Below are 13,549 nucleotides of genomic sequence, written 5' to 3' on the forward strand. Positions count from 1 at the left end.
TCAGAGCTGGTCGGCCGGGAGCAACCCGGCGAGGTCGGTGAGGACGGGATGGTCGAGCACCTGGCGGACCGTGACGGCCCGGCCGAGTGCGATCACGAGCTTCACCGCGGACAGCGAGCTGCCCCCCAGGTCGGCGAAGTCGTCGTCGGGGCCCACCGATCCGGCGGGCAGGTCGAGCACGCGGGTGACGGCGTCGACGACGCGGCGCTGGGCCGCGGTGAGCTCGCCGCCGGTCGGGCCACCCACCGCCGGAGCGACGGCGGCCTGCGCCGCGGCCGCGGTCGCGTGCGCGGTGAGGGTCTTGCGGTCGATCTTGCCGTTGGCGGTGACCGGCAGCGGGTCGAGCCGGTGGACCGTCGGCGGGACCATGTAGGCGGGCAGGCTGCGCGCCAGCCGGGCCCGCACCTCGGGCGCGTCCGGGCCGTCGCCGGCGTGGTAGGCGACCAGCTGCGGCCCGCCCGCGGTCGTCGCGACGACGACGCACGCGTCGCGGACGCCGGGCACCGCCAGCAGCGCGTTCTCGATCTCGCCGATCTCGATCCGGAACCCGCGGATCTTGACCTGGTTGTCGCGGCGGCCGAGGAACTCGAGCTGCCCGTCCGGGCGCCAGCGGCCGTGGTCGCCGCTGCGGTAGAGCCGCTCACCGGGCCGGTGCGGGTCCGAGCCGAACGCGGCGGCGGTGCGGTCGGGGTCGTTGACGTAGCCGCGGCCGACGCACACCCCGGAGAACACGATCTCCCCGGGCGCGCCGAGCGGGACCGGCGCCAGGTCGGCGTCGACGACGTAGACCTTCACCCCGGGCACCGGGGCGCCGAGCGGGACCCGGCCGTCCGCGGGGGCCTCGCGCAGCACGGCGTGGTTCGTGTCGTCGGAGGTCTCGGTGAGGCCGTAGGCGTTGACCAGCGGGACGCCGGGCAGCACCCGGAACCAGCGCTGCACCAGCTCGGTCTTGAGCGCCTCCCCGGTGGCCGAGACCATCCGCAGGTCGGGCAGCGCCGTGGGGTGCTCCTCCAGGTAGGTCAGCACGACCTCGAGGTAGCTGGGCACGAGCTGGGCGACGGTGACCCGGGACCGCACCAGGGTGTCGACGAAGCGGCGGACGTCGAGGATCACGTCCTGCTCGACGAGCAGGGTCCGCCCGCCGGCGAGCGGACCCGCGACGAGCTGCCACAGCGAGATGTCGAAGCACTGCGGCGCGGTCTGGGCGACCACGCAGCCCGGCTCCAGCTCCAGGTCCTCGATCTTGGCGAGCAGGTGGTTGAGCATCCCGGCGTGCTCGCACATCGCGCCCTTGGGCTCGCCGGTGGAGCCGGAGGTGAAGTACAGGTAGGCGAGCCCGTCGGCCGGGACGTCGGCGGTGGGTGCGGGGCCGTCGGCGGCGGCGACCGCGTCGGGCACGGTCAGCACCGTCGTCGCGACGCCGGCCTCGTCGAGGTGGGCGCGGGTGGCGTCGGTGGTCAGCGCGATCCGGCACCCGGCGCGGGTGAGCGTGCGGGCGATCCGCTCGGCCGGGAAGTGCGGCTCGACCGGCAGGTAGGCGCCACCGGCGCGCAGGACGGCGAGCACCGCGACCATCCAGTCGAGGTCGCGGTCGCACACCACGGCGACGACGTCCTCGGGCGCCAGCCCGGCGTCGAGCAGGGTCGAGGCGACGCGGGCGGCGCGGTCCTCCAGCTCGGCGCGGGTGAGGGTGACGCCCGCGTGCTCGGCGACGACCTCGTCGGGGGCCGCGGCGGCGCGGTCGGCGAGCAGCTCGTGCGGGCGGCGGTCGGGCAGGTCCCGGGGCCGGCCGGCGAGGTCGCCGAGCTGGGCGTCGCGCTCGGCCCGCCCGACCAGCGCCGACGGGCGCACGGGCGCGCCGGGGTCGGCGGCGGCGAGAGCCAGGGCCGCGGCGTGGTAGCCGGCGATCCGGGCGGCCGCGCCCACGTCGAGCAGGTCGAGGCGGTAGGTCAGGCGCAGGGTCGCCCCGGACACCGCGACGTGCAGCCCGGCGGCACCCGGCCCGTCGCCGGTGGTGGTGTCCGTGTCGGCACCGCGGTCACCGGTGCGGTCCAGCGCGCCGGGGGCGATCTCGTCGCCGCGCAGGTCGGCGCCCGGGTCGAGCACGGTGCCGAACAAGGGCACCGCCGTCCCGAGCTCGGCGGCGAGGCGTCCCAGGTCGGGGTCGGGGTGGGCGCGCAGCCCGGCCAGGGCGTCGGCGGCGGCGGTGACCAGCGCGGACCAGCTGCGGGCCGTGTCCAGGCACACCGGCAGCGGCGTCGCGCCGGTGCGGGCGGGGACGCCGGCGGTCACCTCGGTGTCGCCGGACAGGGCCGCGAGGACGGCGGCGTGCGCGGCGAGCAGCACCGCGCCGGGCTCCACGCCGGTCACCGCGGCGACGGCGGCGACCGCGTCCCGCGGGATCGGCTCGGTGTGCACGGCGGTCCCGGGCCGGGGTGTCGCCGTCCAGGACGGGGCCGGGGTGGCGCCGCCGGTCAGCAGTACCCGGCTCCAGTGCTCACGGGTGGTCGAGGTGGTGGGGTCGGCGAGCGTGCCGGTCATCGTGCGGACTCTCCGTTCGACAGCGGGGTGGGGGCGGGCCGGGGCGTGGCGCGGGCCGGGTTCCCCTCCCAGAAGGCACCGGCCGGGACGTCCTCGCCCTTCATGAGGAAGGCGTCGCAGCCGATCCGGGCGGCGTCGCCGACGACGGCGCCGTAGTGGACGAAGGCGCCGACGTCGAGGCAGGCGCCGGTGCCGACGGTGATGTGGTCGGACTTGAAGGTGCCGTCCTCCTGCGAGTGGCACTGCAGGACCGCGCCGGCGTTGAGGACGGCGTCGTCGCCGATCCGCACGAGCGTGCGGTCGGTCATGCCGCAGCCGTCGTCGAAGACGCGGCGGCCGATCTGCACGCCGAGCGCGCGGGTGACGAGGTTCTTGAAGGGGGTCCCGGCGAGCATCCGGTCCCAGCCCTGCACGACGAGCTTCCAGTAGCGCTCGTGCCACCAGAAGTACGGGTCGTACACCGAGCAGAAGCGGGGCCGCAGCCGGCGCCGCCCGGCGACGGCGAGCCGCTCGACGGCGATCGAGTACGCCATCGTGAACAGCAGCGACGCGAGCAGCTGCACCCCGACCGCGATCGGGCCGAGCGGCACGATCAGCGCCGCGACGACGAGCGAGAGCAGGGTGATCCCGAACAGGGCGCCCCAGCGGACCGCCAGGGCCAGCGCGATCGACCGGCGGTTGTAGCGGTTCTTGGCGCGCAGCCGGTCGTGCAGGTCGAGTCCGGTGTGCAGGTGCCCGAAGGTCGCGTCCCGGGCGACGGTGCGGGGGATCTCGAACGGCGGCGAGCCGAGCAGGCCGACCCCGGTCCGTACCGGGCCGTCGGTCGGGACGAGCGTCTTGGTGGCGATCAGGCAGTCGTCGCCGACCCGGGAACCCGCGGTGTAGACGATCCTGTTGCCCAGGAACGAGTTCGACCCGATCCGGGTCCGGTTCACGACGAATGCGGTGTCCGAATAGTCGACATTGACGATGGACAGGCCGTCGGCGACCATCGTCCCGGTTCCGATCGAGCTCGCGTACGGCGTCTCCTGCTTCACCGCCGTACCGAAATTCGTGCCCGTCTGCGGCGTACGTCGGAGATCGTGCCCGATGATCCGGAGATAATCGACGATGTAGGAGCTGTCGCCGAACAGATAGGTGAAGAACTTGATGTTGGTGATCCGTAACACGGTGCGCTGCAACGTGTACCGGAGACCGTAGAGGGGATAGGGACGCCCCTCGGTGAGCCCGGCCGACAGCACCCGCGCGACGACGGCGGCGCCGAACAGCCCGACCACCATGCCGCCGACGAGCAGGACGGTCGTGGTGAGGACCGCGTCGATCCACATCTGCCCGGACAGGACGTCCGCGGTCCCGGCGGCCAGCACCGCGGCCAGAGTCGGGATCCGCTCCAGCACCGCGTCGAGCACGCCGGTCCCCAGCGGCAGCCAGACCAGCAGCAGCCAGCCGAGCTGACCCATCGCGTAGCCGGCGCGCCGGCCCGGCCCGACCGGGGCGGACACCGCGGCACCGGGGTCACCGCCGCCCGGGCGGGCGGGCGTGCCCCACCAGGTCTGTCCGGCCGGGACGACCTGGCCGGTGTGCAGCGAGGAGGCGTGGGCGAGCCGGGCGTCGTCGCCGATCGTGGTGCCGATGTCGATCACCGCCGCCTCTCCGACGACGACGCGGGAGCCGATCGTGACCCGCCCGGTCCGGATGATGCCCGGCTCGGCGCGGTAGCAGGACAGGATCGAGTCCTTGCGCAGCACGGTGTTCCCGCCGACGGTGAGCAGGTCCGGGCAGGCCGGGACGGTGCGCGCCAGCATGACCACGCCGGGCCCGATCCGGGCGCCGAGCAGGCGCATGTAGAGCGGCAGCAGCGGAGAGCCCGCGGCGACCAGCAGCAGCGGGTTGGTCCGGACCAGGGTCCTGGCCAGCCAGAACCGGTAGTACGACGCGCTCCACAGCGGGATCTCGCGTTCGGTCCAGCGGCCGACGAGCAGCCACTTCGCGGCGATCGGGAGCACCGCGAACACCGTGAAGGCCACCGACACCGCGGCCAGCGAGCGCAGGTAGAAGCTGAGCAGCCCGGTGCCGAGGGCGATCCACTCGTAGACCGCGCCGAGCAGGGTGCCGTAGGCGAGGGTGAACACGACGAAGGTGAGCAGCTGCGCCGCGCCGCACAGCACGTAGGCGCGGGTGGAGCCGGTCGGGACCGGCTGCGCGGGCGGTGCCTCGTCCACCACGGGGCCGGCGTCCCCGGCGAGCGCGACGGCCAGGCCGGCGGCGGTGGGGTGGGCGTAGACGTCGGTCATCGCGACGTCGGGCAGGTCGTCGCGGCGGCGCACCCGGGCGCAGAACCGGGTCATCGTCATGGAGTCGGCGCCGAGGTCGGCGAACACGTCGGCGTCGACCCCGACGTCGGCGCCGACCAGGTCGGCGAGGATCGCGCGGTAGCCCTCGCGCACGTCGTCGACGGTGCGTCCGGGACGCGCGACGGACGGGGCGAGCGCCGCGGCCAGCCCGGCCACGGTGGGGTGGGCGTAGACGTCGGTCATCGCGACGTGCGGCAGGTCGGGCCGCTGCCGGACCCGCGCACAGAACCGGGCGAGGACCATGGAGTCGGCGCCGGCGTCGACGAAGAAGTGGTCGTCCGGCCGCACGGGTGCGTCGAGCAGCTCCGTGATGATCGCTGTGAACGCAATCACGACAGCGTGTTCCGACTCGGACACCGTGCGCGATTCCTGTTCGCGCACAGGCCCGGCGGTCATCACCCCGTCTTTCGACACCATCGCCATCCCCCGGCAGTACGAGCTTGTACGGGCAGAATCGTCGACCATTTCCAACGCGTTACATAGTCATTTTTTATGATCGGCCGACCCCCGGCTCACACCGTTTCCGGGGCACAGCGGCACGATTCCGACCGCGACGTCGAGGGCGTCGCGGTCGCGGGCCGCGATGCGACGCGATCCCGATGAACTGTTTTCGTGACTCGACGAGCGGAGGTTCGACGTGAGCCAGGATGTGACACAGCTCACTACATATCAGTCGTCGGTGCGGGCGTGCCGCGGGGGACCGGGGGTGCACCCGGCCGGTTCCGGCCGATCGCCCGTGGCCGGGCACGCGCGGTGATTCACTCGTCCGGCGACCCCGGCCCCGGCGCGGGCGCACCGCCGCCGGGGTCGCCGGGGCGGAGAATGGACGGTTCTCCCCGACCACCACGCACAGGAGGACGTGTGACCGCACTGCCACGCCGCAGCGTGCTGCTCGGCACCCTCGGGGCCGCGGTCGCCGGGCTGGTGCCGGCCACGCCCGGCGGTGAGCCCGCCGCCGTGCCCCGCTGGTTCGCCGGTGCCCTGCGCCAGGCGACGACGCCCGACCCGTTCACCCTCGGCGTCGCCTCGGGCGATCCCGCGCCCGACGGGATGGTCCTGTGGACCCGGCTCGCCCCCGAGCCCGACGCCGAGGACGGCCGCGGCGGCATGCCCGACCGGGCCGTCGAGGTCGAGTGGGAGGTCGCCGAGGACGAGCGCTTCGCCCGCGTCGTGTCGCGCGGCACCGAGACCGCCACCCGCGAGCTCGCGCACAGCGTGCACGCCGAGCCCGCGGGACTCGCCCCGGGCCGCGAGTACTTCTACCGGTTCCGTACCGGTGGCCACCTCTCCCCCGTCGCGCGCACCCGGACCGCGCCCGCGGCGGGGGCGTCCGCCGCCGCACTGACCATCGCGACGGCGTCGTGCGCGAAGTTCGGGGCGGGCCACTTCACCGCCTACCGCGGGCTGGCCGCTGACGCCCCCGACCTCGTCCTGCACCTGGGCGACTACTTCTACGAGACCGACCGGGGCGAGGTCCGCGACCCGGGACCACCGGAGCCGAAGACCCTCGCCGGGTACCGCCGTACCCACGCCCACCAGCGCTCCGACGAGGACCTGCGCGCCGCGCACGCCGTCGCACCGTGGGTGGTCGTGTGGGACGACCACGAGGTCGTCAACGACTGGGACGGCGCGACGCCCGACCGGCGCCGTGCCGCGGCCCAGGCGTACTACGAGCACATGCCGCTGCGCCGGACCTCGGTGCCCGACGGCCCGGACATCCGGCTCTACCGGCGGCTCGCGTGGGGCTCGCTCGCCACCTTCCACGTCCTGGACACCCGTCAGTACCGGATGCGCGGCTCGATGCTCGGCGCCGACCAGGAACGCTGGCTGCTGCGCGGGCTGGCCGACTCCGCCGCGGGCTGGGACGTGCTGGCCCAGCAGGTGTTCTTCGCCCCGCGCCGGGGCGGCAAGTCCGGCACCTGGGGGGAGTTCACCGGGTCCCGGGAGCGGGTGGTCCGCGGCTGGACCGAGGCGGGCGTGCGCAACGCCGTCGTCCTCACCGGCGACGAGCACGTCCACCACGCCAACGAGATCCCCGGTGCCGACGACCGGATCGCCGGCACCGAGCTCGTCACCACCTCGGTCACCTCCGGCGGCGACGGCGACGGCGACGCGAAGTCCGGTGGCAGCGGCAGCTCGGTGTGGTCGCTCGACCGGCGCGGCTACGTGCTGGCGACGTTCACCCCCGCGCAGATGCGCGCGGACTTCCGCACCGTGTCCCGGGTCAGCGAGCCCGGTGCCACGGTGCGCACGGCGGCGTCGTTCGTGGTGCCGGACCGGGAGCCGGGCCTGAACAAGGTCTGACCCGGCCCCCGGCGCTCAGCCGGTCGCCACCCGGGGCTCGCGGACGTCGTCGTCGAGGGTGTCCAGCACCAGCGCGGCGATGCGCTCGCGGTGAGCCTCGGCGGACCCGAGCAGCGCCGCGTCGGCGACGGCGCGCTTGTAGTACAGGTGCGCGACGTGCTCCCAGGTGAAGCCGATCCCGCCGTGCAGCTGCACCGCGTCGGCGGCGACCCGGTACGCCGTCTCCGAGCAGGTGGCCTGCGCGATCGACACGGCGAGGTCGGCGTCGTCGACGCGCGGGTCGTCGACCGCCCAGGCCGCGTGCAGCGCCGCGGTCCGGGCCTGTTCGACGGCGACCAGCATGTCCGCGCACCGGTGCTTGACCGCCTGGAACGACCCGATGGGCCTGCCGAACTGCAGCCGCTCCTTCGCGTAGGCGACGGTCAGGTCGAGCAGCCGGCGGGCGATGCCGGCCTGTTCGGCGGCGAGCAGCGCCCCGGCGGTGCGGAAGGCGTGCCGCAGCGCGCCGTCGGCGTCCGCGCCGGTGGCGAGCACGGTGCCGGTCGCCCCGTCGAGGACGACCCGGGCGACCGGGCGGGTCACGTCGAACGAGCCGCACCGCTGCACCCGCACCCCGTCGGCGCCGGGGTCGACCACGGCCAGCACCGGGCCCTCGGGGCCCGCGGCCGCGACGACCAGCACGTCCGCGGCGCCCGCGTCCGGGACGTGCTCCACCGTGCCGGTGAGCCGGTCGCCGTCGGCGGTGACACCGGCCGCGGAGGCGCCGTCGTAGGGCTCGGTGAGCCGGGCGACCAGGGCCGCGGTGCGCGAGCCGTCGGCCAGCGCGGCGAGCAGCGCGTCGCGCCCGTCGCCCGCCGGGGCCGCGACCAGCGCCGGGACCGCGAGCGCGACGGTGCCGAGCAGCGGCCCGGTCACCAGCGCCGCACCCAGCTCCTCCGCCGCGACGGCCTGGTCCACACAGGTCCCGCCGGCGCCGCCGAGGTCCTCGGGCACCGCGAGGGACAGCGCGCCGAGCTCGGTGCCGAGCCGGGCCCACAGTGCCCGGTCGAACCCGTCGGTGGTGTCGACGAGCCGGCGCAGGGTGGCCTCGTCGTGCTGGCGCTCGGCGAAGCGGTGCAGTGCCGCGCGCAGCTCGCGCTGCTCGTCGGTGACGTCGAACTCCCGGAGCTCCTGCTCAGCCACGGGGGACCTCCTTCCAGGGGCGGTCGGAGTCCGACCGGGGCTCGCCGGGCAGACCGAGGACGCGTTCGCCGAGGATGTTGCGCATGACCTCCGAGGTGCCGCCCTCGATGGTGTTCGCGCGTGAGCGGAGGAAGCGCTGCTGCACCGTGGAGTTCGGGTCGGTGTGCACCCGTGCTCGGTCCATCGTCCAGTCGTCGTAGAGCAGCGCGTCCGGGCCGAGCAGGTCCATGCAGAACTCGTAGACGTCCTGGTTCAGCTCGGCGCCGACCAGCTTGGACACCGACCCCTCCGGACCGGGCTGTCCGGCGCTCGCGGTGCGCCGCGCGCGGGCGAGGGTGAGGCGGTGGGTCTCGGCGCGGGTCCACAGTGCCGCGAGCCGGTCGCGCAGCACCGGGGTGTGCCGGTCGGGGTGGGCCCGCCACAGGCCCAGCGCCTCGCCGATGACGCCGCTGCCGCGCCGCCCGGTGACCCCGCCGATGGCGGTGCGCTCGTTCATCAGGGTGGTGATCGCGACCTTCCAGCCGGCGCCGACCTCGCCGAGCCGGTGCGCGTCGAGGACCCGGGCGTCGTGCAGGTGGACCTCGTTGAACTCGGCCTGCCCGGTCATCTGCCGCAGCGGGCGGACGTCGACACCCTGCTGGGTCATGTCGATCACGAAGTAGGTCAGGCCGCGGTGCTTGGGCTGGTCGGGGTCGGTGCGGGCGACGAGCATCCCCCACCGCGCGACGTGGGCCAGGGTCGTCCAGACCTTCTGCCCGTTGACGACCCACTCGTCGCCGTCGCGGACCGCGGAGGTGGCCAGGCCCGCGACGTCGGAGCCGGCGCCGGGCTCGCTGAACAGCTGGCACCAGATCTCCTCGCCGGTGGCCATCGGCCGCAGCCAGGCCGCCACCTGGTCACGGTCCGGGCCGTACTCGACGACGGTCGGCGCGCCCATGCCGTAGCCGATCGGGTTGACCGCGAACATCCGCTCGCCGCCGGCGTCGGTGACGATCTGGTCGATCACCGACTGCAGCCCGCGGGACAGGTCGAGCCCGCCGAGCCCCTCGGGGTGGTGCACCCAGGCGAGCCCGGCGTCGTAGAGAGCGCCGAACAGCTCCTCGCGCGGCACCGACCGCGGGTCGTGGGCCTCGACCACCTCCCGGGCGGCCTGTGCCACGCGGGCCGCGTCGGATGCCGGTCGGGTCGTGGTGGGCGAGCTCATCGCACCTCCGGAAGGTGGGCCTGACGGTCGTCGTCGACGTCGCTCCGAACCTAGCCGTCATCAGTTTCGGGGACCACGGTTAACGGTTCCTGGTCCGTACGCGACATCAGGTTCGTCCGTCTGACGCAGTCCGAACCCGCAGGAGCAACGATGCCCGCCACCACCGCCACCACCGCCGCCACCCACCGCCCCGCGGCCCCCGTCCTCGACGAGACCGCGCTGCCGGGCTGGGTGCTGCTGCTGATCACCGCCGGACTGGCCGCCGCCGTCGTCGTGATCATGGTGCTGTCCTACAGCGGGCTGGCCTGACCCATACTCGGGAGTGATGCCCCCACTCCCCGACCTGCCGGTCCGCGCCGTCCTCGACGAGCTGCGGGCGGCGCTGGACGACCGCGGCGGCGCCGTGCTCGTCGCCCCGCCCGGCACCGGCAAGACCACCCTCGTCCCGCTCGCCCTGGCCGGGCTCGACGGCTCCGGCCCGGCACCCGAGGGCACGGTGCTGGTCGCCGAGCCGCGCCGGGTCGCCGCCCGCGCCGCCGCGGCCCGGATGTCGTCGCTGCTGGGGACCGAGGTCGGTGGGCCGGTCGGCTACCGCGTCCGCGGCGACGCCCGCACCGGGCCCGGCACCCGGGTCGAGGTCGTCACCTCCGGGCTGCTGCTGCGCCGCCTGGCCGGGGACCCGGAGCTGACCGGGGTGTCCACCGTCGTCCTCGACGAGGTGCACGAGCGTCACCTCGACGCCGACCTGCTGTTCACCCTGCTGCTCGACGCCCGCGACGGGCTGCGGCCCGACCTGCGGCTGCTCGCCACCTCCGCGACCCTCGACGCGGCCCGCCCCGCCGTACTGCTGGGCGACGACGACCGGCCCGCGCCGGTGCTGGAGGTCGCCGCCCGCAGCTACGACGTCGCCGTCACCCACGTCCCGCCCGCCCGGGCCGGTCGCGGCGGGACCGAGCGGATCGAGAACACCGTCGCCCGGACGTGCGTGCGGGCGCTCGAGCACGGCAGCGTGCTGGCGTTCCTGCCGGGCGTCGCGGAGATCGGGCGGACCGCGTCCGCGCTGCGCGGGCTGGGACCCGACGCCGACGTCCTCGCGCTGCACGGCAGGCTGCCCGCCGCCGAGCAGGACGCGGCGCTGCGTGACGGGCCGCGGCGGCGGATCGTGCTCGCCACCGCCGTCGCCGAGTCCAGCCTGACCGTGCCCGGTGTGCGGGCCGTCGTCGACTCCGGCCTGGTCCGGGTCCCGCACACCGACCACCGGCGCGGGCTGTCCGGCCTCGTGACGCGGCGGGTCTCGCGCGCGGTCGCGACCCAGCGCGCGGGCCGCGCCGGCCGGGAGGCACCCGGGTTCGCCTACCGCTGCTGGCCCGAGGGCGAGGGCCTCGCCGATGCCCCGGACCCCGAGATCCGCACCGCCGACCTCACCGCGCTCGCGCTGGACCTCGCCGTCTGGGGCACCCCCGACGGCAGCGGTCTGCGCTGGTGGGACGCCCCGCCGCCCGGTCCGCTGGCCGCCGGACGCGCTGTGCTCACCGCACTCGGCGCGATCGACGCGCGAGGCGCGGTCACCGAGCGGGGCCTGCGGATCTCCGCGCTGGGCCTGCAGCCGCGCCTCGCCAGGGCCCTGCTCGACGGCGTCGCCGCCGGTGGGGACCCGCGGGAGGTCGCCGGGATCGTCGCCGTCCTCGACGACGACACCCTCGCCGGTCCCGCCGACGACCTCACCGCCGCGCTGGCCCGGCTGCGCTCCGGCGACGCCCCCGGCGCCGGGCGGTGGCGCGGGGACCGGGACCGCCTGACCGGTGCGCTGCGCCGCGCCCGCGCCTCGTCCCCCGCCTCGTTCTCCGCCTCGTCCCCCGCGGCCGCCGCCTCGCCGACCGGCGCGGTGTCGCCGGGCACCTCGCCGGGAGCCGGGGTCCGCTCCGGCCCGGCCGCCGGGGCCCCGGGCCGTGCGCGCGAACGGGCCGGTCGCGCCGAGGGGACTCCGGGCACCGAGCTCGTCGCGCTGGTCACCGGGCTCGCCTACCCCGAGCGGCTCGCCCGGCGCCGCGACGCCGCGGCCGGGGTGTTCCTCATGACCGGTGGCACCGCCGTCGAGGTCCCGCCCGGCCCGCTGCGCGACGCCGAGTGGCTGGCCGTCGCCGTCGCCGACCGGCGCCCCGGGCAGACCCACGGCCGGGTCCGCCTCGCCGCGACCACCGACGCCGCGACCGCGCTGCGGGCCGCCGCGCCGCTGCGGGTCACCGGCTCGGAGGCCGTCTGGAGCGACGGCGACGTCCGCGCCCGCACCGTCGACCGGCTCGGCGCGATCGTGCTGTCGGAGAAGCCCGACCGCTCCCCCGACCCCGGTGCCGTCCGCGACGCGCTCGTCGCCGGGCTGCGTGCCGAGGGCACCGGGCTGCTGCGCTGGACGGCGGGGGCGGTGTCACTGCGCGAGCGGCTGGGCTTCCTGCACCGGGTGCTGGGCACGCCGTGGCCCGACGTGTCCGAGGAGGCGCTGCTCGACTCCGCCGCCGATCCCGCCGGGTGGCTGGCCGGTCCGCTCGCCACCGCCCGGCGACGCTCCGACCTGGCCCGGGTCGACGCCGGCCCGGCGTTGCGCCGCCACGTCGCCGCGTACGTGGGCGGGCTCGCCGGGCGGATCGACGAGCTGGCCCCGGAGCGGCTCACCGTCCCCACCGGGTCCCGGATCGCGCTGGACTACTCCGGCGCGGCCCCGGCCCTGCCGGTGAAGGTCCAGGAGGTGTTCGGGTGGACCGGCTCCCCGGCCGTCGCCGACGGGCGGGTGCCGGTGGTGCTGCACCTGCTCTCCCCCGCCGGGCGTCCGACGGCGGTCACCGCGGACCTGGACTCGTTCTGGGACAACGCCTACCCGCAGGTCCGGGCCGAGCTCCGCGGGCGCTACCCGAAGCACGCCTGGCCCGAGGACCCGCGGACCGCGACACCGGGACGGGGCACCGGGCGCCGGAGATGAGCCCCGCGCCCCGCCCGGCGACCCGGTCCAGCCGGCCCGGTCGCCGAGATGCAGCTCAGCGGGAATTGTGGATCTCCACGGCCCGCTGAGCTGCATCTCGACGAGCGCGGGGGCGCGCGGACTGCTCAGCGGACCTGGTCGGCGAACACGACGACGTTGTCGACGTAGCTGCGGGCCGACCGGTCGAACACCCCGCCGCAGGTGATCAGCCGCAGGCCCGCGTGGTCGAGGTCGCCGTAGACCTCGGCGGTCGGGAACTCCGCCTTGGGGAAGCGCCCGACCCGTCGCACGGCGAACACCACCGACGTCCCGTCGGCGCGGTCGACGCGGATCTCGTCGCCGGGCTCCAGGGTGTCCAGGTCGGCGAAGGCGCCCGGCAGCCCCTTCCAGTCGACGTGCGCGGTGAGCACGGCGGGCCCGACCTCGCCGGGGGTCGGTGCGCCGGTGTACCAGCCGACCGTGCCCGCATCCGCGGGGACCTCCATCGACCGGTCCGCGGTCAGCCCCATCGGTCGGGGCACGGTGTCGAGCCCGAGCCGGTCGACCCGCAGCCGGACCGGCTCCGACCGCACCAGCGGCGCGGGCCCCGGCGGCAGCAACGCGCCCGGCGCGGGCGCCGGAGCGGGCACCGGGACGGAGGCGACGGCCGTCGCCCCGGGCTCGGGTGCGCCCGCGGGGTCGGCGAGCAGCAGCGCGGCGGTGAGGACACCGACCGGCGCCAGCACCCGCGTCACCCGGCGCAGCGCACCGGCCCGTCGCCGCGCCCGTCGCCCGCGGTCCGGGCTCCCGCGCCGCACCGTCCCGGCCCGGTCCCCGGCCACAGGGCCGCGCCCGGCCCGGTCCCCGGCCACAGAGCCGCGCTCGGCCCGGTCCCCGGCCACGGGGCCGCGCTCGGCCCGGTCCCCGGCCACGGGGCCGCGCCCGGCCCGCGCACCGGACGGTGCGGCGGGTCCGGGCGCCGGGAGGACGGGGCCGGGCACGGTGCCGGGG

At 76.2% G+C, this 13,549-nt stretch carries 8 protein-coding genes; 3 read left to right on the forward strand and 5 right to left on the reverse strand.

Annotation, left to right across the window (positions count from 1 at the left end):
• Both DMP17_RS34700 and DMP17_RS34705 read right to left on the reverse strand, forming a co-directional pair.
• Nucleotides 1–2,541 carry a non-ribosomal peptide synthetase gene (locus DMP17_RS34700; protein WP_337831752.1) on the reverse strand — a complete coding sequence of 847 codons (2,541 nt, stop codon included), beginning with the start codon at nucleotides 2,539–2,541 and terminating at the stop codon, nucleotides 1–3.
• Nucleotides 2,538–5,360: a Pls/PosA family non-ribosomal peptide synthetase gene (locus tag DMP17_RS34705; RefSeq protein ID WP_337831753.1), complete on the reverse strand. Its 2,823-nt coding sequence runs from the start codon at nucleotides 5,358–5,360 to the stop codon at nucleotides 2,538–2,540. Before DMP17_RS34705 ends, DMP17_RS34700 begins: the two co-directional genes overlap by 4 nt.
• A 357-nt stretch (nucleotides 5,361–5,717) precedes the next feature.
• Between DMP17_RS34705 and DMP17_RS34710 the strand changes: the two genes are divergently transcribed.
• A complete protein-coding gene (locus tag DMP17_RS34710) occupies nucleotides 5,718–7,199 on the forward strand; it encodes an alkaline phosphatase D family protein (RefSeq protein WP_443217936.1) in 1,482 nt (493 codons plus the stop codon).
• Between the two features lie 15 nt (nucleotides 7,200–7,214).
• Here the strand turns inward: DMP17_RS34710 and DMP17_RS34715 are convergent, their stop codons facing one another.
• Nucleotides 7,215–8,381 (reverse strand): acyl-CoA dehydrogenase family protein, encoded by a 1,167-nt coding sequence (locus DMP17_RS34715; RefSeq protein ID WP_337831755.1) that lies wholly within the window; start codon nucleotides 8,379–8,381, stop codon nucleotides 7,215–7,217.
• The gene (locus DMP17_RS34720; RefSeq protein WP_337831756.1) at nucleotides 8,374–9,585 is read right to left on the reverse strand and encodes an acyl-CoA dehydrogenase family protein; all 1,212 of its coding nucleotides are present in this window, start codon (nucleotides 9,583–9,585) and stop codon (nucleotides 8,374–8,376) included. Before DMP17_RS34720 ends, DMP17_RS34715 begins: the two co-directional genes overlap by 8 nt.
• A 150-nt stretch (nucleotides 9,586–9,735) precedes the next feature.
• Between DMP17_RS34720 and DMP17_RS34725 the strand changes: the two genes are divergently transcribed.
• Nucleotides 9,736–9,894 carry a hypothetical protein gene (locus DMP17_RS34725; RefSeq protein ID WP_337831757.1) on the forward strand — a complete coding sequence of 53 codons (159 nt, stop codon included), beginning with the start codon at nucleotides 9,736–9,738 and terminating at the stop codon, nucleotides 9,892–9,894.
• A 16-nt stretch (nucleotides 9,895–9,910) separates the two neighbouring features.
• Nucleotides 9,911–12,559, forward strand: a complete 2,649-nt coding sequence (locus tag DMP17_RS34730; RefSeq protein WP_337831758.1) for an ATP-dependent RNA helicase — start codon at nucleotides 9,911–9,913, stop codon at nucleotides 12,557–12,559.
• A gap of 125 nt (nucleotides 12,560–12,684) precedes the next feature.
• Here DMP17_RS34730 and DMP17_RS34735 read toward each other — a convergent pair whose 3' ends face one another.
• Nucleotides 12,685–13,539, reverse strand: a complete 855-nt coding sequence (locus tag DMP17_RS34735; protein WP_337831759.1) for a class F sortase — start codon at nucleotides 13,537–13,539, stop codon at nucleotides 12,685–12,687.
• Nucleotides 13,540–13,549: the final 10 nt, after the last annotated feature.

The sequence above is a fragment of the Pseudonocardia sp. TMWB2A genome (assembly GCF_017312135.1).

What these genes read in the sequence shown, in the direction of transcription:
- DMP17_RS34700 (WP_337831752.1), bottom strand. Translation starts at nt 2,541, where the DNA reads ATGACCGGCACGCTCGCCGACCCCACCACCTCGACCACCCGTGAGCAC.
- DMP17_RS34705 (WP_337831753.1), bottom strand. Translation starts at nt 5,360, where the DNA reads ATGGTCGACGATTCTGCCCGTACAAGCTCGTACTGCCGGGGGATGGCG.
- DMP17_RS34710 (WP_443217936.1), top strand. Translation starts at nt 5,718, where the DNA reads ATGGACGGTTCTCCCCGACCACCACGCACAGGAGGACGTGTGACCGCA.
- DMP17_RS34720 (WP_337831756.1), bottom strand. Translation starts at nt 9,585, where the DNA reads ATGAGCTCGCCCACCACGACCCGACCGGCATCCGACGCGGCCCGCGTG.
- DMP17_RS34725 (WP_337831757.1), top strand. Translation starts at nt 9,736, where the DNA reads ATGCCCGCCACCACCGCCACCACCGCCGCCACCCACCGCCCCGCGGCC.
- DMP17_RS34730 (WP_337831758.1), top strand. Translation starts at nt 9,911, where the DNA reads ATGCCCCCACTCCCCGACCTGCCGGTCCGCGCCGTCCTCGACGAGCTG.